The organism is Nocardioides gansuensis (assembly GCF_003076135.1).
Lineage (GTDB): Bacteria > Actinomycetota > Actinomycetes > Propionibacteriales > Nocardioidaceae > Nocardioides > Nocardioides gansuensis.
In genome coordinates this window covers 344,406-368,448 of the sequence record NZ_QDGZ01000006.1, presented here as the reverse complement: position 1 = coordinate 368,448, position 24,043 = coordinate 344,406, and the positions used below count along the sequence as shown (strand labels likewise).

Sequence of the window (24,043 nt, the reverse complement as noted above, 5' to 3'; positions counted from 1 at the left end):
CGGGCTAGTTCGCGTCCTGGTTGATCGAGAGCCCTGTCGCGGTCGCCGCGAAGGGGATCGCTCCGATCCCGACGGCCGACAGGATCTTGGTGTTCTGCTTCCCGGTCACGGTCACGGTGACCTCGCCGCCGTTGACCGCCACGGTGCCGGTGGCCCCTACGAGGCTCAGGTAGGCCTCGGCCTTGTTCTTCGCCCGGGTGGGGTCGACCTGGGTGACGCCGTCGCGCAGCGCGCCCCGGTTGAGCGCGTCGGCGCCCATCCGCGCGGCCTGCTCGGCGTGGTGGATCGCCTGCCGCTTCGCGGCCATCGCATACCCGGTGTCGATCACCACGCCGGCCACGGTCAGGAGGGCGATGGTGAATAGCACCAGGATCAGGGAAGCAGCGCCCCGCTCCTCGTCCTGCACCGTCGCTGTCCTTGTCGTCATCAGCTGGCCCGGTGGCTCTCGATCGGCACCACGGCGTCGGAGGTGAACCTCCTGGTACCGGGAAACCCGGCCAGGGCGACGTCGCCGAGTTCCGCGACACATGACACGGTCACCCGTACCAGGCCACCGGGCTGGTACCTGTCGAGGTTGACGTGCACGTCCAGCCGTGTGCAGCTCACTCCCGCCTCGCCCAGGGATGCTGCCGCGGCGGTCCTCGCTGCCTCGGCCGACTTCGCAGTGTTCCGCTCCAGGGAGGCGGCGCGGGCAGAATCTGCCGCCACCGCGTCGATCTGCTGCCGGGCATGGGCCATCCGCCCCAGCCCGACCACGAACAGCATCACCACGATCAGCACGGGGGCGATCAGCACCAGCTCGACCGACGCGGTGCCCCGCTCGCCGCGCTGCCAGCTGGTCATGGCTGCACCACCGGTATCCCCCATGCCGTGGATTCCGTCCGGCTCCACCTGCGCTGGGCCATGCCCGCCCTCTCCGTCTGGGCCGAGCAAGGACATTCCTCGCTGCGCGACATCACTCCCGCCGACGTCCGCACAGTGCTTCCCGATGCCGGGTATCCCCGCTCCGCCATGGGCGCCGTGCTCTGCTCGATCCTCACGCTCGTCAAGGCCCGCGAGGTTCCTTTCGTGAACCCGATCGCCCGCATCCGCGCCGGCAGCCACGAACGCCGCGACCCTCTGCCCGCGCACGCCGGCCAGATCCACGAGTCCCTGCTCTCGCTCGACCCCGACTCCTAATGTGGAGCAATGCGGATCCAGGACGTGACACGGCTCGAACTGGGGACATTCGTTCGCCCTGCCGAGGAGACGGACACCGGAAGCCCTCGCGTCGAGACCGTGCTCGGCTACCTCGCACGTACCCCCGCCGGCCTGCTCCTTCTCGATACCGGCCTCGGCGACGCCGACGCTGAGACCGAGGCTTGGTACCGGCCCCAGCGCGTCAGGATCGAGGACGCCCTCAGAGCGCTGAGCCTCACGACCGAGGACATCGATATCGTCGTGAACTGCCACCTGCACTTCGACCACATCGGTGGCAACCCGTCCTTCAGCGACCGACCGATCTTTTGCCAGCGGGTCGAACTGCACACCGCCCAAACAACGGACTACACGGTCCCAGAACTCGTCGACTTCGCCGGAGCAAGCTATGAGCTGATCGACGGCGAGACCCAGATCGCGCCCGGCGTCCACATCATTCCTACGCCCGGACACGTTGATGGGCATCAATCTGTCGTCCTCGAGTGCGATGACGGCTCGATCGTCCTCGCGGGCCAGGCGCACGACACCGCCTCCCAGTGGTCCGCCGACGCGCTTGCCGCGCGAGCGCTCGATCTTGGGCACGAACAACCCCTGCCACGCGCCAGCTCCTGGATGGCCCGCCTGCTTGAGTTCGATCCCAAGCAAGTCGTCTTCGCTCACGACGCCGCGGTCTGGATCCCCTGAGCGCAGTCCTCCACCTTCACAAGCCCGACCGCAGGCCTGGGTGCGCGGACCCACGCCCACAACGGCGCTCCCCGAGAGGCTAGGCGCGTTAGTTCCCACCGCCAGCCCCTTCAGAATTCGCGGACTCGCCGGATGGGGCGACGTAGCGCTCCACCGGCCCGGCGGCAGCTTCCTCGACGTGGAGCTTGATCCCGGGGAGCAAGCTGAGCACGTCCCCGGTCACGGTGACCGAGGCGCTCTCAGGGCCCCGGTGTGCGACCGCGGTGCGGTTCTTCAGGGTGTGGGAGCCGAGCAGGGTGAGGTACTTCAACGCGTCGGCCTCGGCTGCGGCCGTGGTGCCGTCGAACCTGCGCGCCGTGGCGGCGCCCTCCTGGGCGGCCTGCTCGGCGACGTTGCGGGCGTGCGCGACCAGCCCGAACTGAACGATCGCCATGATCATCGCGAGCAGCGCGGGGGCGACCAGGACCAGCTGGATGACGCTGGTCGCACCTTGCTGGTCCCGCGCGCTGGCCATGGCTCTGCCCGTCCGAGTCACTCGGTGGGGATGGTGTCGGCCTTGGTCTTGAACTTGCCCATGATGGCGGCCGCGATCAGGATCGCGGCCGCGGCGACGATGGCGGTGATGATCACGACCGCCGCCACTTCGGAGGCCCCCCGCTCGTCGCGGCTGGTCTTGACCCGAGCGATGGCGAGGGTGGCCCACGCCTGGATGAACTGGATCTCCTGCATCTGCTGTTCTCCTCCGTGAGTGCTGGCGATGCGTCCTAGACGGCCATCACCGCGATGAACGCGGGATAGCCGATGAACAGGAAGAACCCGACGGCCAGGACGACCTGAGCCATCTGGATGGTCTGATCCGCCTTCTCCGCGGCGCCCTCGGCCTCGGCGAGCTGCCGGCGGCGCTGGGAGACCGCCCGGGCGGTCAGAGACGACCGGACCTTGGCGCCGTCATCGGCGACCAGCAGCAGCGACCCGCCGAGGTCCTGCAGCTCGGGCATCCGGGTCCGCTCGCCCAGGTCCGCCAGTGCCGCCCATGGGGTGATGCCGGTGTAGCGGGCGTGCTCGATGGTGTCGCGGATCAGCTCGAAGGCCCAGCCGCGGCCGATGCGGGCCGCGGTCGGGAGCGCCTCGGGCATGCCGCGGCCGCCGGCCAGGCTCATCGAGACCAGGTCCAGGTAGCACGACAGCGCCCGGCGGAGCTCGTGGCGGCGCTGCTGGGCCTGCCGGGTCACCTCGAGGTCAGGCACCCAGAAGAACAAGCTCGCCAACGCCAGGCCGCCCAGCGCGGGCAACGTCATCGGCGGGTGCATCCCGAGGATCATCACCGCGCCTGCTAGGAACGCCGGCAGCAGCAACCCGAACAATCCCAGCCCTGCCTTGCGGACCAGGTGTGCCTCGAGGGTGTTGCCGGTCAGTGCGAGGTCTGCCCTCAGCTGGTCAAGGGTGACGCCGCGGCGAGCCAGCCGCGCGAGGATCCACCGACCCATCCGCTCCCGAGGGTCGTCGCTCTCCCCAGCCGTCAGGCCCGCATGCCGGGCCCGGCCCTGCTCCCACTTTGCGACCGCGCTGGCCAGCCGCGGCCGCGGCGGAACGAGGGCGAAGAGGAACAGGCACGCCGACCCACCTAGCAGGCAGCCGAGCAGAAGCCCGGTCGTCATCGCACCCTTCCCAGGGTCGGGTGGCCGTGGAGGGCGTGGTCGACCTGGTCGACGCCCACAAGGAAGCGCTCGGGCGGGTGGACGTTCGCGGCGGCTCGGATCCACATGAGTCCGGCAGCGAACACGCTCAGCACGAGTGCGAGCATGAGCTGCCCGGCCGGGCTCGAGTACGGCGCGACGTAGTCACGGGAGAACACCGCCACGCCTGCTGCGAACAGGCCGGTGACGGTCACGATGATCAGCGCGGCCCTGCGCAGCGCCTTGCGGCCCTCCTCGATCCGGCGGCGCATGTCGATCTCCTCGCGCGCCGCGGACGCCAGCGAGCTCAGCGTTGCGACCAGCCCAGGTCCGCGCAGGCGCGAGTTGAGGATCAAGGCGGCGACGACCAAGTCGGCGGAGGCGTCCTTGAACTCCTCGGCGAATCCGGCGAGGGCCTGCGGGAGCGGGATCTGCACCCGGACCCGGCCATCGAGCCTCTCCAGTGCAGGCACCAAGACCGGCGGTGCCGCGTGCAGGGAGTGTCTGATCGCCTCTTCGAGGCCAACCGATCCGGCGATCGAGTCACGCAGCGACTCGGTCCAGGTGGCCAGCGCCTCGAGTCGCTCGATCTGGCCTGCGGCCGCGCGGCCGCCGCCGAACATCGTCGGCCACAGGTAGATCACGCCGGCGGCGGCGCCGGCGGCCACCGGCCACCTGGTCAGCACCGCCACGACCAGAGCGGCGGCGACGGCGAGCGCGGCACGGCGTCGTGCCTCGCTGCCCCACAGGACCTCACCCCGGCGCCGCTGGGGACGGGCGGCCCTGGGCTTCCACCCCATCAGTGCGGTGACCAACAGCAGCACCGATCCGCCCAGCGCGAGTCCGAGCGCAAGCCCCGTGAACATCGTCGGCGACATGGCCTCACCAGCTCCCGCTCGGGATGACCCACCCGGCCGACTCGAGCTCCGCGGTCCTCGCGGGCATCACACCGGTCCACTCGGCCGTCGCGGCGCCCTGGGCGGCGAAGATCTCCGAGGCCTGGACGGTCCCGTCGTAGCCGTTGACCTCGAGGATGGTGTCGACCCGCCTCGCCCCGGTGCTGGGATGCCGGCTGACGAACACCACGAAGTCCAGGCCGCCGGCGATCAGCTGGTACGACGCCTCGTGCGGGAGCCGCTCCTCGGACTGGATGGCGTAGGTGGCGATCCGGTTGAACACGTCGCGCGCGGTCCTGGCGTGGATCGTGGACATGGAGCCGTTGTTGCCCTGGCCCATGGCGTTGAGCATGTCGATCACCTCGGGCCCCAGGACCTCGCCGACGATCGCACGGTCGGGGTTCTGACGCAGGGTGCGGCGCACCAGCCGGGCCATCGAGACCGCGCCCTGGCCCTCGCTGTTGGCGACCCGCTCCTCGAACTCCACACAGTTCGGGTGCCGCTCGACGTTCTTCCGCAGGCCGAGCTCGAGGGCCCGCTCCACGGTGATGATCCGGTCCTCCGGACCTATCTCCGCGGCCATCGCCCGCAGGAGGGTCGTCTTGCCGGCGCGAGTTGCCCCAGCGACCATCACGTTGGCCCTCGACTTCACCAGCGCTCTGAGGAAGTCGGCCGCGTCTTCACTCAAGGTGCCGTTGCCGACCAGGTCGCCCAGCTCGACCTTGTCGAACCGGTGCCGCCGGATCGACACCGACGGCCGGGCGGACACCGACATCACCGCGGAGAGACGCGACCCGTCCGGCAACTGCAGGTCCAGCTCTGGGTTGGCCGCATCCCACGGCCTCGAGCTCAGCCCCGAGTACGCCGCCAGGCCCTGGACCAGCTCGATGAGCTCCTCGTCGCTGGTGGCCACCGCCTCGACCCGATCGTGCCGTGCGCTCCCGGCCCGGGTCACCCACACCTCGTCGCAGCCGTTGATGTCGATGTTCTCAATCGACTCGTCGTTGAGCAGCCCCTGGAGGCGGCCAGCTCCGAACATCCGCGCATGAACTCCCTCGGCCAGCTCCCGCTCGGCGCCAGGGTCGAGCGGCGACTGGCCGCGCGCCAGCAGCTGCTCGGCGTGCTCGCGGATCACGTCGGCGATGAGCTTGCGGGCGTACTGCTGCTCCCCCAGCCCCACCAAGGGGTCCCGGCCGCCGCGACGTCGCTCGACCTGCTCCCGCTGCAGCCGGTCACCGACCTCACGGTGCACCGACCTCAGCAGGTCCGGATCAACCCTCATCGAGTGCTCACCGCCCCCTCCTCGAGCAGCGCTCCGGCGACCAGCCGGGTCGCGCGCAGCAGCAATGTCCGCCCCAGCCGGCCGTTGCCCCTCTCCCCCGCCTCCAGTCGCTGGACCGTGCGCGCGTCTACCGGTACCGGGCGGCTCGGCTCCGCGCCTACACCGGTCTGGTCCAGGAGCTCGTCGAGGTCCCGGCAGTCCCGGGCCGCGTGGCCGTCCGGGCCGACCAGGAGCGGGACCAGTCGCCCAACCTCGTGCTGGCGCAGCGCGACCGAAAGCTCAGGCAGCTGGCCGCGCAGGTGCATCACCGACTCCAAGGTGGCGGCCGCGACCGGCAGCACGTAGTCCGAGGCCTGCGCGATCGGCAGCGTGACGCTGGCCCGGTCGAGCCGACCAAGGTCGGCGATCACATCGACCCCACTGGTCTGGCAGGCCTCGGCGATCGTCGACCACAGGCTTCCCATACCCCGTGCTTGCATCGGTGAGACGACACCCTGGACCACCCGCACACCACAGGCCAGCAGCTGCGCATGGTCGACCACGACGTCTCCGCTAGGCATCCCGCCCCGGATAGCGGCGGCGAGGGTGAAGATGCCCTTGGTGGCCGGGAGCGGCCCGCCGGTGGCCGCTGTGCACCGGTACGCCAGGCCGCCACCAGAGGCGTCCGCCTCGAGCAGCACCACCGGCCGCGGCCACACCGCAGCCATGGCCAGGGCCGTAGATGTCACCCCGGGCGAGCCCTTCACCGACGCCAGACTGATCAACATGGCCTCACTCCCCCGCCGGAGTCATGCCCGTTGGCGCGGTCTCCACCACGGCAACCCGGTTCTGGGTCGAGTAGGCAGCGACCTTGGATGCAGTGCTCTCGTCGACGATCAACGTCACCAAGAGCTGGCCACCGGCCGCGGCCTCTCCACCCACGTCATAGACCTGCGCCCCGCTCGCCAGCAGCACCGGGTCATCCAGGGCACTGTCGGGGGCGGAGCTGTTGTTGCTGCCATTGCCGGGAACGGCGATCACGTCGACCTGGTCACCGGCCTCGAGGCCGGCACCCGGGACCCTGGTCGGGTCCAGCGCCAGGCCGATCATCGACTCACCCGGACCGGGCACGGGTTCGGCCGTGAGCATCGCAGCGGTCAGGATTTGGCCCTGCACCAGATCCACGACCGCCGTCTGACCAATCACGGTGTCCACCGCCTCCGCCGCGATCGCGTCGGAGACGCCGGCGACAGCGCGCGACGCGAGGTCCTCGCGCTCGACGACCTGGCCCTTCGCGACGCCGGTGGCCATCACCAGCACCGAGACCTTTTCCCCGGCGTGCAGGCCCCAGGCTGCGACTGTGAGACCGGACCCGATGACCAGGAGTGCGGCGAGCGTCACCAGTCCCCAGGACCGGGTCCGCGGCTGCTGCGGCCCGCCGACGGCCTTGCGGCCCCCGGCGAGCAGGCCATCGTCGTTGTTGCGCCGGGCAGGCATCCGGCCCTTCGCCCCGGCGGGTGGGCGCTGTGTCGTCTCGGTGCTCATCTTCATCCCCTCTGCGTGTCATCTAATGACGACGGACTGCCGCTCACCCACGCGGAGATTGGTCCTGTCGGAGACCGGCCCCGGGAGGATCCCCAGGGAGCCCTCCGTTCCCAGGCATGGCCCGGTGCACGTCCAGGCGACCTTGTAGGCCAGTTGCGCGCTGACCTTGTACGCACCGTCCGGCTGACCATCCGAGACGGTTTGGTAGACGTAGTCACAGTCGGTCACCTCATCCGAGGACATGCCCCGGACCCACGGCCGCCCGGGCGAGAAGCACCGCACCGACGCCTCGGTCATGTTCCAGCTGACCCGGACCGGCGTGGCGGTCACCGTCACCGTCGCCCCGCTCAGGCTCGTCGAGGCCGAGAGCGGCTTCCACTGGGACTCGGGAATCCACAACCAGGTCTCCAGCCCCACATACGTCATGAGCGGCGGCTTGGGCGCCATATGCGTCTCCGGCTTCGCGAGCGGCATTGTGCCGGCCACCTGGGCCGCCAGCGGCCCAGGATCCACCCATGTGATTGCCGGACCCTCGATCCAGACCGGCGGGCGGGACCCGATATACGGCGGCGGGGGCGTGCACCAGTACCAGTCACCGTCCTCATCCTTCGTGCCCGCCGGCGGGGGCTGCTGAGGAGTCGTCAGCGTCAGCCAGCACGAGTGGGCCGCAGACCAAGTCCCAGCCGGGCCAACGCACGGGACCTCTCGCCCTGCGAACATGCACTTCGTGTAGGCCTCGCCCCCGGTGCCGGTCCCAGAGCCGTCGTCGCCGCCACCGTGGTCGTCACCTCCAGTGCACACCTGCTTCCAGCAGACGTCCTTCCCGCTGTTCGGCGGACAAGGGATCTGCACCGGATAACACTCAGGCTCACCGGCGGCCGCGATGGTGGACACGCAAGGGGCGACGGACATCAGCACCGCCAAGCCGATAGCCAAGATGAGCCTCAGGCGTTGCATGGCTTGTTCCGTCCGAAGCGCGCTGAGTTGACCTTCCAGCGGCCGTCGATCAGCTTGACCTGGTAGGTGACGGTGATCGGGTTCGCCATCGCCTCGCCGTTCGGGTGCCCTTGGGTGACGGGCTCGCCGCCGCGCTTGATCTCCTTCGCGGCCTTCCAGTCTTCGCAGTCGGTGATCTGGTAGCTCGTCGCGCCGATCTTTTTCGGCTCACGAAGCGAGTGGCCGTAGTGAGCAGTCGCACGGATCTTGGTCTCCAGGCGGAACCGCATCGACTCCTGCAGGGCGAGGTGGATGTTGGTGTCGGCCACCTTGGGGAGCGTCTTGGGAATCACCCCGGTCTGGTATGCCTTGTCGCGCACGGCCAGGTATGCCTCGAGACCCGCGGCGGCCTTCTCCGCATCGGTCTCGGGGGTCGGGGTCTCGGTCGGCGTCGAGCTGGGCGTCTCGCTCGGGATCGTCGTCGACGGCCCCTCTGCCTCGTTGCAGGCGCTCGTGGCCGCGAGGAACGCAACCGCGGTGGCGAGCGAGGCGAGGGTCGTGCGGGTACGGCTCAGCATCGTCAGATACCTCCCGAGTCGGTGACTGTGTCCGAGTTCCAGCGAGAGCGGCAGGATTGAGGAGCCGGACCCGCGAACCGCCGGGTGACCAGGTCGCGCGCGAGCTTCGAGCGCCTGTGGGCGCACCGGATGGCTTCCTCGTTCGGTGCCTCGGCTGCGGAAGGCGGCCTCGCGACGGTCGAACAAGACACCCCCGTCGCAGTCGGTCCAGCGATGCCTGTCCCGTTCGCCGAGAGACGTGTTCCTGACCAGTTCGGCCGGCCGACCTGGCTCCTGCTCGGTGTCACGTCGGGCGGCTCGGAATGCCTCAGCCGAAAGGGATGGCGTGGGCCGCGAGCTGTGTCGGGGAGGGGTGAGCCAGGTCGGGCCGTGGTGCTGTTCCGAACGGCGGGCCGCACAGTGACTGTGGCCGCACTCCACTGCCCGAAGGGCTCTGCGTTCCCCCGGTGCCGCAGATGATGACGCGCCACGCTGTGCGTCCTTCCGAGATACCGCCCCGAAGCGGAGCCTTCATTGTTGATCAGGTCGTGCAATCTGCCTAGGCCCTTGTCAGGCCAGGCCCGAACTGCGGGCATCAGCCTTCTGCTGGGCTGATCCCACCTCACGCCTGCTGGTGTGAGGTTCACCGTCCCGGGCCATTCATGCCCGGAACCTTGCGCGGGAACGTGGCTGGGACTCGCTCCGCGGGTGGTGTCTCGGCCAGCATCGACGACAGCGCCGCGCGCTGGGCTGTACCGATGAACCGCGACGCCGGCAGCGTCGGAGCGTCCGACTTCGCCAGCTGCTCCGCCGCGACGTCGATGCCTGACCTGCGCCCTGGCCCTGACCGGTCTTCGACCGGGCGCTCCACCCAGCGGAAGTTCGTGTTCGGACGCCGGATCTCGCGCCGCATTGCGATCCCCAGCCCCACGTTGGTCTGGTGCAGAGCCTGGGACCACCTCACGAGCTCGTCCTGGCTGATCGGCGGTGTGCCCTCCAGGCGGGCCTGGAGCTGCAGTTTCCCGACGGCGTCTGAGATCTCTTTGGCCTGCAGTTGCGTGTGCCGGGGTGGCAGCTGTGGCACGGCCTCTTGGACCCGCGGCAGCTGGGCCTCGAGTTGTATGACGAGTTCATGGGCCTGCTCCAGCTCGGCCGGCAACTTCCCCAGCTCAGGGAATGCCTCCGCCCACTCGATCGCAGCCCGGAACGCCTTCGACTGGACCGTCACCATCGCCCTGACCGTGTGCAGGCCTATGACGGGGTCCCGCGCGTCGACCACGGCATTGCCTCGGTTCGACACCCGCAGGTAGCCGGCCAACAGCCGCTGTGCCGCAGGCAGGTCCGCTGCCTGAGAGACCGGCCGAGGCTGGTCCAGATCCCAGCCTCGCTCACGCCGCCCAGCCATCTCGGCGGCATCACTGGTGGCCGACCAGTTCGCCACCCGACCGCAATGGGCAGCCAACATCCGCTGCACCTGACGAGGCTCCCCACCCGGGGATTGGTCCAGCGTCTTGAGCAGCCCGAGCTCGTCGAGGTCAGCGTCAGCCACCAATACCGCCTCGGTCAGCGCCGCAACGTCACGGACCAGCCACCACGCCGTACCGTCATCGGTCTCCCACGGGCGTTCCGCAGACTCGGTGAGGGTCGCGGTTGCAGAGGTGACGTACCTGGCCGCATCGCGCCACAGGTTCACCGTGGCATCAGCAGACGCCCCGTCCAGCACGTCCGAGGGTGCCCGCCGCCGGTCTTCAGGAACCCGCGGCAAAGTCTTGAGCACGCGGGTGAGGCGGCGCACGCTCTCCGCCGGAGCCACCGCTAATCCGACCAGCTCGGGCGGGGTCGGGCTCACGCGCACGCCCCGCCGGCGAAGCTCGCGGTGCGGGTTCGACCAGGTGCCTGCGGTGCTCACACCCACCGCCTCAAGACGTTCGAGCAGCGAGGACACGATGATGTCTCGGCACTCGAGAAGCCGATCCACGTCCGCCTGGGCGGCCGGTGCCGATCGGGCCCCGACGAGCCGCTGAAAGAGGGTCGCCGACAACTCCGCGTGGTCGCGGTACGTCGGGTGCGCGATCACGCCGTCTCACCCATCGTCTCGAGCTCGGCCCACGCCGTGTCGATCCAGTCCCCCGCCCGGGTGATCCGCAGGCTCTCCTCGAGGCTGGGACTGTCGGTCAGCAGCTGCGCCACCACGACCCCCAGCCGAGCCCGCGCGTCCTCAAGCGACTCGAACCCCACCGGGTAGATCTCCGCCGCAGGCGCATGGTCGACCAGGTCCCAGAAACCGGTCAGCTCGTGCAGCGCATCACGCAGGTAGCAGCGAGCCATCTCGTTGGGCATCGGCCCGTACGGACGACTCAGCTCCGACAGCAGCGCGTGCGCCTCCAGCCACGCCCGCTCTTCATGCCACACGACGGTCTTCTCCATCTCTGGCGCCCTCCCTTGGGTCGATGACCAGTTCCGAAACAGAGTCCAGCGAGCCGGCGCTCACGCCGACCCGACAGCCGACAAGCTGTGGAAAACTGTGCAGAACACCTGGTGCGAGGCGCCCTGTGCACAACTTCTGGCCCTGTCGTTTCTGGGTCCTGCCACGCGCTGGACAAGCAACAGGGAGCCGGCCAGATCGGTCACAGGCCCTACGAATCTCCTCCGCTCTCGACACCGCCCAGGGCGCCCCTCGAGGGCGCCCGGACATGACACGGCACGTCGGTGGCCCCGGCACGGTTGTCCGATCCAGCCCCGGAGCGGCTGCCTTTCGACGGCATGCGGACATCGACGACCGAGACGGGCGCGACGCCCACTGAGCGCCAGACCTTCGAGCTCTACGGCTGCCAGATCACCCGCACCACCAACGGCGAGATCCAGTCACTGCTCGCCCGGGCCCACAGCGACCGCGTCCGCCCCCTGTGCCTCTGCCGACCGCGGGGCGTTGCGATGTACGTCGCCAAGATCGGCGCCGACCATTACGTGGTCAAGCGGATGCCTGACACCGGCCTGGCCCACGCCCCCCGCTGGCCCCTCCTACCTGCCACCCGAAGCCCTCTCCGGGCTCGGGCAAGTCCTCGGGGCCGCGATCACCGAGGAACCCGACAGCGGCCTGACCGCCATCCGACTCGGATTCCGCATGTCCACGACCGAACGCGCCGCTCCCGCCGGCACCGGGAGTCAAGGGGCGGGAGCGGCCGACTCGGCCACCACCGACCCCAAGCGTCTCTCCCTGCGCGCCGTCCTGCACTACCTATGGCACGAGGCCGAGCTCGCCACCTGGTCACCCGGCATGGCCGGCAAACGAAACTGGCGCGTCGTCTCTTGGCACCTGCGCGCGGCGGCACACGGGAAGATGACCCGGGGCAAACCGCTCCTGGCCCGCCTCTTCATCCCCGAGCCGTTCACCGCCGAGAAGAAGACCGAGATCGCCGCCCGCCGACTCTCCTGCTGGGCACGCCTCCAGCAACCCGGGCACGGCCAGCAGTTCATGATGCTCATCGGCGAGCTCAAGGCCATCGAGCCCGCCCGGTTCGGCCACAAGCTCCTCGTCAAGCACCTGCCCGACGCGCCGCTCATGCTCGACGACGTGCTGCTCGGCCGGCTCAACAGGCACTTCCGCGACGAGCTCGAGCTCTGGCAGATCGACGAGAACGGCCACCTCATGGTCATCGCAACCTTCTCTCTCAGCCGCTGCGGCCTGGCCACCGCCGAAGAGGTCTCCCTCGTCATGACCGACCACAACTGGCTCCCGTACGAGTCCCAGCCCGACAAGCTGCTCCTCCACGTCGCGATCGGCCAGCACCGCCGCTTCAGCAAGTCCCTGCGCTACAACCTCGCCGGCGACAAGCCCATGGCCTCCCTGGTGTTCACCGACACCCCAACTCCGACCGCGGCCTTCCTCGTCAACGACGAGGCCGACCGCGAAGCCGCCAGGGAGCGCGCCACCGAGACCGACACCGAGATCTGGACCTGGGCCATCGGCGAAGACATGCCACCACTCCCGCCGCCTGCCGCCTCGAGTCCCGGGCCGTTGCGACAGCGCCCAAACAGTATGAGTAGAAACGCATAGAAGGGGTCGCTTGTTAGGCCCCTGCCGCCCCGGCTCTATGAGCATGAGCGAGCTACGAGTGCTCCACCCACGGTCACAGCGCGCGGGCTCCAGAGCACCTCAGTTCAATCAGTACTACGACATTTAGTCACGCGTGGGTGACGCCCACCGACTGAGTGCCTGACAACGGCCCCTGACCTGCGAAGACACCTTCCAACGTCTTCCAGCGCCAGGGGTCGTTTTCGTTCTTCTGCGGCCCCAGTGCGGCCCACTGGCCCGGCCTCCCAGGCACAGACGGGGCTGCCGCCCTCCAACGCGCTCGCCCAAAGGCGCGGTTCCAACCTCCTGCGGCCGGGCGCCGTTGGCAACTAGGGTCACGGGATGCCTGTGGTCCTGGTTGAAGTCGGCGGAGTCGCGCGTTCTGGACACCTGTATGGGGACCGCACGGGCATTGAGTATGAGTATCCCGATGGGCGCTACGAAGCCTGGATCCAGCCAGGCGAGCGTTTCGTCTATCAGACTCCGCGCATCGGCTACATCGGCTACGGCATCGTCGGCGATGTCAGGCCAAGCCCCGCAGCAGGCAGGCGCATCTGCCGCGTGGACGACGTCAGGTACTTCGAGAAGCCAGTCCCTCTGAAGAACCCTGCCGGGTCCTACTACGAAGCCGACACCACCTACTGGCGCGACAAGGTCTACTGGGGGCAGGGAGTGCGGCCGCTCTCCGACGAGCGCTTCGATCAGATCCTCAGTGTGGGCTCCGTTCCTGCCAATCTGACGAGCAATCAAGCTGAACAGGTATCCCCGGTATACACGGACGCGGAGACGTCCCGAAGGGTTGAGCGCATCTCGGTCAACGCGGCGATCGCCGCCATGTGCGAGCGGTTCAAAGTGCACGTGAAGGAGATGCCGCGTAACAACCCGGGCTTTGATCTGCTGGTCGGTCAGGCCAAGAGCCCCCTTAGGTACGTCGAGGTGAAGGGCACCCAGTCCGCCGCGCCTGTCTTCTTCATGAGCGACGGCGAACGCGAGTTCTCTCGCCGCTATCAAGATCGCTACACGCTGGTTGTTGTGAGCGGAATAGATGTCACCGCCGGTAGTCACACGACCCTCACCGTGCGAGACGGTGCACTTGATGGTGACGATGTTGAGATGAAGGTCAGTCAGTGGCGTGGCCGGGTCGTCTGACGTCGGCCCGCTCTTGGCGTCCGAGCGGATGAGTTGAATGCAATCCAACCCAGATCCTCTGAGGCTAGGGCCTTAGGATTCCTCGGTTTCGTCCCGGTCCGGCAATTCGCCGTCGCCGAGTCCGTCCAGACCGGCCAACGGGTCCCCTGGCGTGTGCCCGGCGACGTAAGTCGCAAGGACCTCCGCGCGCCGCGCGATCGCTCGCCCATCGTTGGTCGACTGCACGAGGCCGTTGTACTCGCGGAGCCTCGCGTTGGCGGCTCGCGTGTACGCCGGATCGTCCTCGACCATCTGCGCTGCCTGGCGTCTGAGGTCCTCGAACTCGGCCAGCATCCCGCGGTTGACCTCGTCGGCGAAGGCCTGGTTCCGGAACGCGATGTAGTAGACAACGACGGTGCCGATCGATGCGAGTAGTCGATCGTCCCCCTCGAAGATGTTGACCATCCGGTCAAGAGTCTGCACAGCGTGCGCCTTGTAGCCGTCCATATCTGCGGCGGCTATACGAGGGGACGCACCCCGCGTCGCCACGAAGAGGTCGTAAAGAGTGTCCGCCTTCGTATCGACGATCTTCCCGCGCGTAGCCAACTGGTGCTCGATCGCCAGGAACTTCGCCCCCAGTTCGCGGTACTTGTAGCGGGCGCTGCGGATCGGCGAGCGCGCGACCAGCAGTTGGTGCTCAGCGAGCGCGTTCGCGGCATCCCTGGTTGGGCCGGTCAGCGCGTTCCGGCGTTCTGCGGCGTTGAGGGCTGTTGACGCGTTGAGGCGCTGGAACATCTCCTCGATCAGGTCGCCGCTATCGCTGGTGACCCTGACGATCGGCAACTCGTAATCGAGAAACCGCCGAGCGAGAAGTGGGTAATGCTCTTCCAGGGCGGGGAGCGTCATTCCTGCGGCTTTGACAGTTTCGTCTTCGAAATACAGGAAGTCCTCCGCCAACGCGAGCTGGCCCGAGAGAAACGCGAGGATGGCACCCAGGCGCTGCTTTCCGTCGATGACGGCGTACTGATAGGCGAGGCCCTCAGGCCCGACCCTCCGCGCGGTCGCGGCCTCAAAGTACAGCTTCGGCACGTCGAGGCCGTTGATGATCGAATCAATCAGAACGCTGCGGGCGGCGGGTTTCCAGACGTCGGCCTCACGCTGATAGGGCGGGTCGAGATCTACGACGTTCTTCATACGCATGAACCGCGAGACGCTGATCTCCGGCAGGAGTTCCGTCCTGATCTTCATGCCGCACCCCGCCCGTGGCCGTTCTTGATGCGGGCCGCTATGCGGTCGAGGTCTCGATAGATGGAGACCTCGTTGAAGCCGAGAGCGTCGAGCTGCTCGCGGAGGTTCGCCTTGGCGTCCCCAGGGACGGTGAACGATTGCAACGCCTGCGCTTTCCTCATCGGCTCTGTATCAGTGGTAGCGGTAGGAAGCTGGGCCACGGTGAACGTGCCGGTCTGGAAGCGAATCCGGTCGAATACCAATGGGGCGATGACCGCGCGGGGCTTCGAGGGGTTCTCAGCATCCTTTCCAGGGAGGTAGTCCCGGAGCTTGCCGTCGCCGTCCGCGAGGAGCCGTGGATGTCCGCCGTCGTTGTCCCCCGCTTCGACGTTCAAATCGTTCGGATAGAGGACGAAGAACTCCCCGTCCGTCTCAACGCCTGTCGCGTCGGAATCATGTCCCAGCTCGCAGGCGAAGAACAGCGCCACGAGCGGTCCCTGCGACCAGTCAAGCAGTCGAGTCGGCAGCGCGTGGTGTTGGGCGAAGGTGATCCACCCCCATTCGTCGAACGCGTATTGCAACCCGGCTGCGGCAGCTTCCTGGCGGAATCTGGCCAGCATGGCTCGCTCGCCCGTCCTGTGGCGCTCCAATCGGTAGGCGGATGCTTCAAGCCGCCAACTCAGGTCGCGGTGACCTCGGTACCAGACTTCGCGGCCGTCCGCCGTGATAGGTGCCAGCACCCGCATGAGGGCCTCCACCGACCCGATCGTCGGAATGGCAGGCTTTGCATCGGCGGCCCCGTCAGTCACGGCCGTCAAGTTGGCAGCCGACTCTCGGTCGCGACGGTCGATCACGCGCACTGAGAGAGGAGCGCTCGAGGTCCGCGAGTGCCGACACTTTCGCCGAGTGAAGACTGGCGGGCTTCGTGTCACCTGGACAAACGCCGGGGCGGGGCCGCCCGACCCCGCACGAGCTCAGCCTTTCAGAGTCGACACGGGCCGTTCCGGTCAGCTGTGTCGGACGCTGAGGTTAGGGTCGGAAAGTCGCATCAAGACGGAGCGGACGAGGGTCGAGGGAAGGGTCAGTTGTGGTCGATGAGGAAGTCTCCATCGGCGGGGAGAGCATTGATGTCACGCCGCATCCGCGGCTGCTGGCGGTGCTCGGTGACATCGAATTCGCGCCGTGGCAGTGCCTGGCCGAGTTGATCGACAACGCCTTCGATGACTTCCTCTCGGATCCTCCGGAGGACGACACGCCGACGGTCACCATCAGCCTGCCCAGCCGGGACTCTGACCACCGCGACGCGCAAGTCTGGATCAGCGACAACGGGAGGGGCATGAGCCTCGACCACCTCAACATGGCACTGTCCGCCGGATGGTCGAGCAACGCCCGCTACGGCAAGCTCGGACTTTTCGGCATGGGCTTCAACATCGCGACCGCTCGACTCGGCAACACGACCCAGGTCCGCACGACCCGTGCCGGGGACTCCGAGTGGGTGAGTGTCACTCTGGACCTCCGAAAGATGGCCACCCAGGACAACTTCGTCGTGCCCGTCATCCGCGAGCCCAAGGATGACCCGGCTGAGCACGGCACCCAGGTCATCGTCAGCGACCTGAAGCAGGAGCAGCACGACCTCCTGTCGCGCCAGCAGACCAAGATCCGGGACCTGCTCGGCGACGTCTACTCGTTTCTCCTTCGCGAGCGTGACTTCTCCCTCCGGGTCGACGGCAAGTCCGTGCAGCCGTTGCTGCCCTGCATCTGGAACAAGGACCGCTCGGTGGTGCAGCGGGGCGTCAAGTACCCCGCGTACATCGAGATCGACAAGGAGTTGCCGTCGCTGAACGCCTGCCACGACTGTGGCCGTTGGCAGGATCTGACTGTCCGCGAGTGCGAGGAGTGCGGCAGTACCGAGCTGGAGGAGCGCGAGCGCCGGATTACGGGTTGGCTGGGCATCCAGCGTTACTCCCACAAGTCCGATTTCGGCATCGACTTCCTCCGCAACGGTCGCAAGATCCTTGTTCGGGACGTGCGGATCTTCGCGTGGGAGGATCCAAACGAACTAGGAGCTCGCCCAGAGAGCGAATACCCGATCGAGGTCCCGAACGAGGGCCGGATCGTGGGCGAGATCCACATCGATCACGTGCGGGTCAACTACCAGAAGAACGCATTCGAGTACAACACGATCGAATGGAAGCAGGTTGTTCGCACGTTGCGTGGGGACGGTCCTCTCCGTCCGAATATCGCGCGCGAAGCGGGTTACCCGACCAACGAATCCCCGATCGGTCGTCTCTTCACCGGCTACCGACGGCTGGATCCCGGCCTCAAGTACCTGGTCCCCGGAGATGGCGACCACGCGATCCATGAGAAGGCCCGTGAGTGGGCGAAGTTGTTCCGCAAAGGTGACCCTGCGTACCAGCACGACCACATCTGGTACGAGCAGGCGAAGCAGCACGATGAGCCAAAGGTCATCGTGCCTCCTGAATCGACCGACCCCGGAGACGCCGGCGACGACGACGCTCGATCCCGGCTGGACATCCCCGAGCCCACTGACTCCCAGCCGCAGCCCGGGGACCCGACTCCGCCCCGTGAGACCGAGGACCAGAAGCAGGAGCGGTACCGCGAGCAGGGAGAGGTCCTCCACGATATCTCTGGTGAGTACGCGCTGCCTGGCTTCGGCAATGCACTGAAGGTGACCGTCTACGGCCTGAACGGCACCGAGGTCGCGGACACGAGCGGCCAGCGGGTGCCCGTCTACGTTCAGCAGCAGCGCGGAACCGATGTTCACGTGTTCGTGGACTTCGGCCACAGTCTCTTCACTGACTTTGGCGCGGACCCGCGGGAGTACGCCGTCCTCGGGGTCGCCGAGCACATCCGAGATCGTCGAGGCAGTAATCAGGCGCTCAGCTCGATCATCGCTGACCTGATGGATCGTTGCCTGCCCGACCAGAAGGTGACCCCGACGGCGCTCGGCGGTGCCGCTCACTCGTTGCTTGACCGCGTGCGACGCACGATGCGGCCGGTGATCTCGGGGAACTCGGAGGGGTTCTGGGGCTACGTGATGGAGCCTGAGCATGCAGCCGCCGAGCAGCGGTTCGCTCAGGAGGGGATGGATGCCGATTGGCAGGAGGCTCGAGAGAGCGGCGCCTGGATTCTGTACGCGTCCTCTGCTGCCATCTCCCGGCTCATCCAGCAACGTCCTGGTGAGTTCCTCGATGGCCGAGTGTTCCGGGCGCCGTACCAGACGTTCACGGACAGCCACGCCCGTGCGCTCACGGTCAACCGTCTGATCGGGTACCTGAACGATGCCGGCCAGTTGGCGGAGCACCAGACACGGCGGCGGCCCGATGAACTCAACCGCGGTCGGTTGAGCTGCCGCCTGTTGGAAGCGGAGCTGGTCGACGCGCCCGAGGACTCGTCGTGAACGACTCTTTCGTTGATCCCAGGCACCTCATCCTTGGGGGTGAGCGTCGGTTCACCACGCAGGTCGAGCGGCTCCTTGCCCTGCTGCGGTACAGCGACATCTCGAACATCGACGGCTCGGGCGACGAAGGTGGCGATCTGCTCGCCACGATCGCCGGGCAGAAATGGGTGTTCCAGGCCAAGTGGCAGAAGCAGGGCAGCGTTCCGAAGAGTGCGGTCGATGAGGTCTCCAACGCAATGGACCACTACCGCGCGGATCGCGGCGTTGTCGTTACCAACGTTCGTCCCAGCCGAGACGCTGTGGCGCGCGCTCAGGTCCTGGCTCGCACCGGCCAGCGCATCGACTTCTGGACCGGCGCCGACCTGCTGCAGCTGTGGGAGCAGGCTGCGGACCAGCCGGTGCGAATCCGGCTGCGGGACTACCAGAGCGAAGCCGTTGCCTCGTTGATCGAGGACCTCGACACCGAGGGCCGCGCGCTCCTTGTGCTCGCCACCGGCTTGGGGAAGACCGTCGTCGGCGGAGAGGTGATCGCTCACCACCTCTCACTGGACCCGAAAGCCGACATCCTGGTGGCTGCTCACACCAAGGACCTCGTCGCGCAACTTGAGCGCGCCCTCTGGAGACACCTGCCGAAGACCGTGAAGACCCAGGTGCTTACCGGCGACGAGAAGCCCAAAGACCTGCGCGGCGTTACCTTCGCGACCGTTGCGAGTGCCCTCAACGTGGCGCTAGCGGGTTACCGGCCCTCCCTGGTCATGGTGGATGAGACCCACCATGTGGGAGAGGACGGTCAGTACGGACAACTGCTGGCCGAGTTGAGCGACTCCAGCCAGTTCGGGGTCACCGCGACGCCGTGGCGCGGTGACAAGTACGACATCGAGAGCCATTTCGGGCCTGCCTCCTACAAGTTGGGCATCGGCGAGGGAATGCGCCTCGGCTACCTCGCCCAGGTCGACTACCGGCTGTTCCTCGACAACATCGACTGGGATGTCGTCAAGGACGTGTCACGGCGCTCCTACTCGATGAAGGAGCTCAACTCCAAGTTGTTCCTGCCGCAGCGCGACGAGGCGATCCTTGACGAGCTGAGCACAGCCTGGCGGTCGACGCTCGACCCGCGGGCCATCGTGTTCTGCCAGACGAAGGAGCACGCTGAACGCATGGCGGAGTTGATCCGCCGCACGCCAGAGTGGTCCAACACTCAGGCAATCCACGAGGGCTTGAAGGTTCGCGATCGACAGCTTCGCCTTCTCGACTTCCGATCCGGCCGGGTCCCGATCTTGACTGCCGTCGACATCCTGAACGAGGGCGTCGACGTGCCCGATGTGAACATCATCTGCTTCGCCCGCGTAACCCACAGTCGTCGGATCTTTGTCCAGCAGTTGGGGCGGGGCCTGAGGCTCCGCGAGGGCAAGCACAAGGTGATCGCGCTCGACTTCGTCAGTGACCTGCGTCGTGTCGCTGCCCTGCTCAACCTGCGCAGGCAGACCAATGCGGACGAGATCGAGGTCGTTCCCGACGTGCCTCAGCCGGAGATCAGCTTCAGCGACGCTCGGGCCGAGTCTCTCCTCGAGCAGTGGATTCTTGACGCCGCTGACCTTGAGACGGCGAACGATGACGCACGTCTCCAGTTCCTCGACCCGGACCTCCCCGCATCATGAGTGCCGCAGAGTCCCGCCGCGTGCCGAAGGATCAGATCGACGGTGTGGTCAAGGCTCTATATGCCGCCGCGGATCGGCTCGACTGGGAGCACCTGCCGGCCAACAACCGAACCGCGCAGTACGACGATTGGGTGACCGATCCCGAGATCGGCGGCGTCCTCACCAGGTACATGAGCATTGAGAACGCCCGCTCATGGATCAAAGACGGCCCGATGAAGGAGTACGGACGGGCTCGGCTCGGAGCCGGGAGGTACGCGAGGTTCGGCACCTCCGTCGGGCCCACCGCTGAGCAACTCGTCCAGCACGCTCTCGGCTCCGACGCCGCTGTGGTCGACAACAGCCAGGGGGTCAAGCCCTTTCACTGTCTCGCCAAGATCGACGGCGCGACGACCTACGTCGTGTGGGATGCGGCGAAGAACCTCCGCCACCTGGTGTGGGCGACGATCAACCACCTCGCGAGCAACCCGAGCCACGAGGGATGCATCGTGATCTTGGAGACGTTGGATCACCCGGTCACGCGTGGGGAGAGGGCGCACCACAAGCGGATCGCTGAGCGCTGTTCTATCGCCATCAAGTACTACCGCGTGGCCGCTCGTCAGTCGAAGGGCGGCGACCAGACGTGACGCGCGACCCCCAGGTGACCTCCCGAATCATGTCGGCTGTCAGGCATACCGGGACCCGACCCGAAATGGCCCTGCGCCGTGAGCTGCACAAGAGAGGACTCCGCTTCCGAGTGTCTACGAATCTGGTTGGTAAGCCCGACATCGTGTTCGGGCCAGCCCGGGTCGCTTGCTTCGTGGATGGCGACCGTTGGCACGGCAACGGATGGCGGACACGTGGCTACAAGTCCTTCGAGGACGAGTTCCGCCACGCAAACTCAGACTTTTGGATGAAGAAGATCAGCCGCAACATGCAGCGAGACGCGCAGGTCACTCAGGCGCTGACTGACGCCGGCTGGCAGGTGATACGCGTCTGGGCGTCCGACGTCGAGCGTGATGTCGTCTCAGCGGCGGATCGGGTCGAATTTGCCGTTCGCAGTCGGCGGGAGGGCACCGACCGATGAGCAACTCGTTGACCTCCGTGGAGCTGTTCGCGGGCGGCGGCGGCATGGCCCTCGGGACTCGCAATGCCGAGTTCGAACACCTTGCGCTGGTCGAGTGGCACAAGCCCGCCGCGACGATCCTTCGACACAACGCGGAGCTGCACCCGAACCTCTGGAACAAGGACGATGTGCACGAGAAGGACGTCCGCATCTGGCTCAAACAGACCGACCTCAAGGAAGGACAGGTCGACCTAGTAGCGGGCGGGCCCCCGTGCCAGCCGTTCTCGCTGGCAGGTGTGCACGCAGGCGATGATGACGATCGGAACATGTTTCCGGCGGCATTGGACGTCGTGCGGAAGCTGCGTCCGAAGTTCGTGATCTTTGAGAACGTCCCGGGGCTCACGAGGCCGTCCTTCTCGCCGTACTTCTCCTACATCCGGCATCAGCTCGAGAAGCCGACTGTGACCCCCACCGAGGATGAACTCTGGGCAGAGCACGATGCTCGGATCAAGAAGGCTCGGCCACGTTCCTTGCGGTACCACGTCACCCAGCATCTGATCGACGCCGCTGACTTCGGCCTGCCGCAGAACCGGCGCCGCGTTTTTCTGATCGGGATCCGAACGGACCTTCCGAACGCCGATACCTGGCCAGACAAGATCGATGGCGAGTTCAGCCGCGACGCGCTGCTCTACGACCAGTGGGTCACGGGCGACTACTGGACCTCACACGGCATGGCGATGCCCGTACTGCCTGACGGCATGGAGGAGCGCAAGCGAGAACTTAAGGAGCTAGGTCGTCCGGAGAAGGCACGCTGGCAGACCATCCGCGACGCTGTCGTGGGCCTACCCGAGCCCGTTAATGGTGTCGATGCCGAAGGCGTCACGAACCATCGAGGGATTCCAGGTGCTCGTGCCTACCCCAAGCACTCGGGAAGCCCCTTCGACTGGCCGGCCAAGACCATCAAGGCCGGAGTCCACGGAGTCAGTGGTGGCGAGGCGATGATTCGGTTCGATGACAACTCGCTGCGCTACTTGACCGTGCGCGAGTCGGCTCGCATCCAGGGGTTCCCTGATGACTACGAGTTTCCGGTTGCCCGTTCCCGCAGCATGGGGGCGATCGGAAACGCTGTTGCCGTGCCGATCGCCGAGTTGCTTGCGCGACGTCTCCGGAACCACGTGGGGCTCTGAGAGCGGGCACGCCGCTACACCTCAGCACCCTCCACCCAGGTCCACCCGGTGAAGTCGTAGACGGCGCGTCCGTCAGGGAGCGTGTCCACCTTCGGGAACTCCTCCGCCGGTTCGTCGTCGTCGGACCGGCTGCACACGAGGGTGTCGCCCACCTCGGTAGCCCAGCCCCAGATCCCGTTCGGATCATTGCGTCTCCACGCATCGAGGAAGTTGCCGAAGGCGTCTGCGGTCGCCAGGGGCCGGAGCCATCCGTTCCAACGCTCAGGGAGGATCGAGACGACCCTCAACCCGAGCTCCGGGACGACGTTCTCAGGGGCGCTGTCGAGGTAGACGATGACCACCTGACGATTGTCGACTGCGTCAAGCACACGCGCCACCGTTCTGACAACGTCGCCTGCTTGACGCGGCAGCGACTGCAAGCTTTCGCACGCAGCCGAAGGCCACTAGGCAGGATGCGATCCCGAACTTGATCGTGTCCCACGCAAGGACCAGGACCACGAGATTCAGCCAGCTCGGCCCTCCTGAGCCGACCCACACTTCGATCACTCGCATCGCGAGTAGGAGGATCATCGCGATGACCACGAGGAGCAGCACAGTGCGCCATCTTTGCGGTGCCAGCCGCGCTCGAGAGGCCAGCAGATTGTTCGTAGGCGCGTACGCGTGCAGCCATCGGTGACCAGCTGCTACGAGGACTAGAACGGGCAATGCAATCAAGAACAACATGGGCGGCCTCCCTTGGACTCGGACGGGACACCTCCGTCGTACGGCGCGACGGGACATTCGGCACGACTGCGTCACCAACCTGTGGACGGCCACGACTTGTGACGTCTATGGACTCGATACGGCACGAACTTGAGCGGCCGGCGCATGCGGCTCCGGCGCGCGGAGGGACGAGACCCATACCGCCTCGCGGCCGGCGGCGAGGGCGCGCTGGCGGTCGGCCCGTTGAGCGTCGCTAGTGCCCCCTCCGCCAGTCGGCAGATCAGACTCGATCTTGTAGCGATCGCGATACGCGGCGACTGTCGCTGCCGCGCGTAACCAGGATTCGTAGGCCATCGGCTCGGTCGGCGCTGTCCCCAATCGGCGCGCCCAAGGCGCACCGGCCTCGACAGCTGCGGCAGCCAGCGCATAGGCCCGTGTCTCGATGAGCTCCGCGCGCTCGTCGATCGACCGCCGGTCCTCAGCGGACATCTCCCCTAACGGCTCCGGGATGAGACCCGGCGATCAGGCGCGGGCGGAGGCGGCAGCCCCGCGGTGGAGGAGGAGCTCGCGCCGGTCATCGACGCGATCGTGCGTACTCGGCCTCAATCGTCTGGTGCGCGGACATGCTTGCGCCGCTGTGTTGGAGCACCCCGAAGAGCACGGGGCGAGCCGTGACGTCATCAGGCTCGGACGTCGAGTGGCTGTCGTCCGGCTGGTCGAGAGCCACGTAGGCGATGTTCGACTCCCGGCCGCAGCTCATGGAGACATAGAGCTGCTGTTCACGCTGCTTGGAGACGGGATCTCCATGGACACGTAGTGGACACGCGAGCCAAAAGCGGACAGCCCCCAAT

At 67.2% G+C, this 24,043-nt stretch carries 25 protein-coding genes and 1 pseudogene; 11 read left to right on the top strand and 15 right to left on the bottom strand.

The genetic code is table 11. The features are described from left to right. Positions 1-4: 4 nt before the first annotated feature. Positions 5-427, bottom strand: a complete 423-nt coding sequence (locus tag DDE18_RS15695; RefSeq protein WP_165821187.1) for a pilus assembly protein TadG-related protein — start codon at positions 425-427, stop codon at positions 5-7. Further along, positions 427-843, bottom strand: coding sequence for a TadE family protein (locus tag DDE18_RS15690; RefSeq protein WP_211754572.1), 417 nt, complete (start codon positions 841-843; stop codon positions 427-429). The genes DDE18_RS15695 and DDE18_RS15690 overlap by 1 nt, the downstream gene beginning before the upstream one ends. A gap of 27 nt (positions 844-870) precedes the next feature. Here DDE18_RS15690 and DDE18_RS15685 point away from each other — a divergent pair, with 27 nt between their 5' ends. Both DDE18_RS15685 and DDE18_RS15680 read left to right on the top strand, forming a co-directional pair. After that, a complete protein-coding gene (locus tag DDE18_RS15685) occupies positions 871-1,179 on the top strand; it encodes a hypothetical protein (RefSeq protein WP_133241238.1) in 309 nt (102 codons plus the stop codon). 9 nt (positions 1,180-1,188) lie between these two features. Continuing rightward, complete coding sequence (locus DDE18_RS15680; protein WP_116573186.1) at positions 1,189-1,881, top strand: MBL fold metallo-hydrolase; 693 nt, start codon at positions 1,189-1,191, stop codon at positions 1,879-1,881. A gap of 88 nt (positions 1,882-1,969) precedes the next feature. Here DDE18_RS15680 and DDE18_RS15675 read toward each other — a convergent pair whose 3' ends face one another. From DDE18_RS15675 to DDE18_RS15645, 7 genes are read right to left on the bottom strand one after another with little or no spacing between them, the layout of a single operon-like run. Beyond that, positions 1,970-2,395 carry a TadE family protein gene (locus DDE18_RS15675; RefSeq protein ID WP_116573185.1) on the bottom strand — a complete coding sequence of 142 codons (426 nt, stop codon included), beginning with the start codon at positions 2,393-2,395 and terminating at the stop codon, positions 1,970-1,972. A gap of 17 nt (positions 2,396-2,412) precedes the next feature. Beyond that, positions 2,413-2,610: a hypothetical protein gene (locus DDE18_RS15670; protein WP_116573184.1), complete on the bottom strand. Its 198-nt coding sequence runs from the start codon at positions 2,608-2,610 to the stop codon at positions 2,413-2,415. A 35-nt stretch (positions 2,611-2,645) separates the two neighbouring features. Further along, positions 2,646-3,539 carry a type II secretion system F family protein gene (locus DDE18_RS15665; protein WP_116573183.1) on the bottom strand — a complete coding sequence of 298 codons (894 nt, stop codon included), beginning with the start codon at positions 3,537-3,539 and terminating at the stop codon, positions 2,646-2,648. Next, positions 3,536-4,435, bottom strand: coding sequence for a type II secretion system F family protein (locus DDE18_RS15660; RefSeq protein WP_116573182.1), 900 nt, complete (start codon positions 4,433-4,435; stop codon positions 3,536-3,538). The genes DDE18_RS15665 and DDE18_RS15660 overlap by 4 nt, the downstream gene beginning before the upstream one ends. Before the next feature lie 4 nt (positions 4,436-4,439). Continuing rightward, positions 4,440-5,735, bottom strand: coding sequence for a TadA family conjugal transfer-associated ATPase (locus DDE18_RS15655; RefSeq protein ID WP_116573181.1), 1,296 nt, complete (start codon positions 5,733-5,735; stop codon positions 4,440-4,442). Continuing rightward, a complete protein-coding gene (locus DDE18_RS15650; protein ID WP_116573180.1) occupies positions 5,732-6,502 on the bottom strand; it encodes a hypothetical protein in 771 nt (256 codons plus the stop codon). The genes DDE18_RS15655 and DDE18_RS15650 overlap by 4 nt, the downstream gene beginning before the upstream one ends. A gap of 4 nt (positions 6,503-6,506) precedes the next feature. Then, a complete protein-coding gene (locus DDE18_RS15645; RefSeq protein ID WP_165821186.1) occupies positions 6,507-7,259 on the bottom strand; it encodes an SAF domain-containing protein in 753 nt (250 codons plus the stop codon). A 241-nt stretch (positions 7,260-7,500) separates the two neighbouring features. On the opposite strand from DDE18_RS15645, the gene DDE18_RS22650 reads away from it, so the two are divergent. Continuing rightward, positions 7,501-7,893, top strand: a complete 393-nt coding sequence (locus tag DDE18_RS22650; RefSeq protein ID WP_133241237.1) for a hypothetical protein — start codon at positions 7,501-7,503, stop codon at positions 7,891-7,893. A 310-nt stretch (positions 7,894-8,203) separates the two neighbouring features. Here the strand turns inward: DDE18_RS22650 and DDE18_RS15635 are convergent, their stop codons facing one another. From DDE18_RS15635 to DDE18_RS15620, 3 genes are all read right to left on the bottom strand, one after another. Beyond that, positions 8,204-8,773, bottom strand: coding sequence for a hypothetical protein (locus DDE18_RS15635; RefSeq protein ID WP_165821185.1), 570 nt, complete (start codon positions 8,771-8,773; stop codon positions 8,204-8,206). Between the two features lie 622 nt (positions 8,774-9,395). Further along, complete coding sequence (locus tag DDE18_RS15625) at positions 9,396-10,829, bottom strand: hypothetical protein (protein WP_116573175.1); 1,434 nt, start codon at positions 10,827-10,829, stop codon at positions 9,396-9,398. After that, on the bottom strand, positions 10,826-11,179 hold the full coding sequence (locus tag DDE18_RS15620) for a hypothetical protein (RefSeq protein ID WP_116573174.1): 354 nt from the start codon (positions 11,177-11,179) through the stop codon (positions 10,826-10,828). The genes DDE18_RS15625 and DDE18_RS15620 overlap by 4 nt, the downstream gene beginning before the upstream one ends. 336 nt (positions 11,180-11,515) lie before the next feature. Here DDE18_RS15620 and DDE18_RS24275 point away from each other — a divergent pair. The 3 genes and pseudogenes from DDE18_RS24275 to DDE18_RS15610 form a co-directional block, all read left to right on the top strand. Continuing rightward, positions 11,516-11,707: pseudogene (locus tag DDE18_RS24275) on the top strand (DUF1173 family protein); the annotation flags it as partial. Beyond that, positions 11,682-12,809: a DUF1173 family protein gene (locus tag DDE18_RS15615; RefSeq protein WP_211754571.1), complete on the top strand. Its 1,128-nt coding sequence runs from the start codon at positions 11,682-11,684 to the stop codon at positions 12,807-12,809. The pseudogene DDE18_RS24275 and the gene DDE18_RS15615, both read left to right, overlap by 26 nt. Positions 12,810-13,169: 360 nt before the next feature. Beyond that, positions 13,170-13,976 carry a protein NO VEIN domain-containing protein gene (locus DDE18_RS15610; RefSeq protein ID WP_116573173.1) on the top strand — a complete coding sequence of 269 codons (807 nt, stop codon included), beginning with the start codon at positions 13,170-13,172 and terminating at the stop codon, positions 13,974-13,976. A 72-nt stretch (positions 13,977-14,048) separates the two neighbouring features. Here DDE18_RS15610 and DDE18_RS15605 read toward each other — a convergent pair whose 3' ends face one another. Continuing rightward, on the bottom strand, positions 14,049-15,203 hold the full coding sequence (locus DDE18_RS15605; RefSeq protein WP_116573172.1) for a GmrSD restriction endonuclease domain-containing protein: 1,155 nt from the start codon (positions 15,201-15,203) through the stop codon (positions 14,049-14,051). Further along, complete coding sequence (locus DDE18_RS15600) at positions 15,200-15,991, bottom strand: FRG domain-containing protein (RefSeq protein WP_133241236.1); 792 nt, start codon at positions 15,989-15,991, stop codon at positions 15,200-15,202. Before DDE18_RS15600 ends, DDE18_RS15605 begins: the two co-directional genes overlap by 4 nt. Positions 15,992-16,269: 278 nt before the next feature. On the opposite strand from DDE18_RS15600, the gene DDE18_RS15595 reads away from it, so the two are divergent. Genes DDE18_RS15595 through DDE18_RS15575 form a run of 5 tightly spaced genes read left to right on the top strand, consistent with a single transcriptional unit; the run spans position 16,270 to position 22,490 of the window. Beyond that, entirely contained in the window at positions 16,270-18,603 is a 2,334-nt protein-coding gene (locus DDE18_RS15595; protein WP_116573170.1) for an ATP-binding protein, read from the top strand. Further along, entirely contained in the window at positions 18,600-20,261 is a 1,662-nt protein-coding gene (locus DDE18_RS15590; RefSeq protein ID WP_116573169.1) for a DEAD/DEAH box helicase family protein, read from the top strand. Before DDE18_RS15595 ends, DDE18_RS15590 begins: the two co-directional genes overlap by 4 nt. A gap of 20 nt (positions 20,262-20,281) precedes the next feature. Then, positions 20,282-20,884 carry a hypothetical protein gene (locus DDE18_RS15585; RefSeq protein ID WP_116573168.1) on the top strand — a complete coding sequence of 201 codons (603 nt, stop codon included), beginning with the start codon at positions 20,282-20,284 and terminating at the stop codon, positions 20,882-20,884. Continuing rightward, positions 20,881-21,324: a very short patch repair endonuclease gene (locus tag DDE18_RS15580; protein ID WP_211754570.1), complete on the top strand. Its 444-nt coding sequence runs from the start codon at positions 20,881-20,883 to the stop codon at positions 21,322-21,324. Before DDE18_RS15585 ends, DDE18_RS15580 begins: the two co-directional genes overlap by 4 nt. Beyond that, entirely contained in the window at positions 21,321-22,490 is a 1,170-nt protein-coding gene (locus tag DDE18_RS15575) for a DNA cytosine methyltransferase (protein ID WP_116573167.1), read from the top strand. Before DDE18_RS15580 ends, DDE18_RS15575 begins: the two co-directional genes overlap by 4 nt. Before the next feature lie 14 nt (positions 22,491-22,504). Here DDE18_RS15575 and DDE18_RS15570 read toward each other — a convergent pair whose 3' ends face one another. Next, positions 22,505-22,831: a hypothetical protein gene (locus DDE18_RS15570; RefSeq protein ID WP_133241235.1), complete on the bottom strand. Its 327-nt coding sequence runs from the start codon at positions 22,829-22,831 to the stop codon at positions 22,505-22,507. Between the last annotated feature and the right edge of the window lie 1,212 nt (positions 22,832-24,043).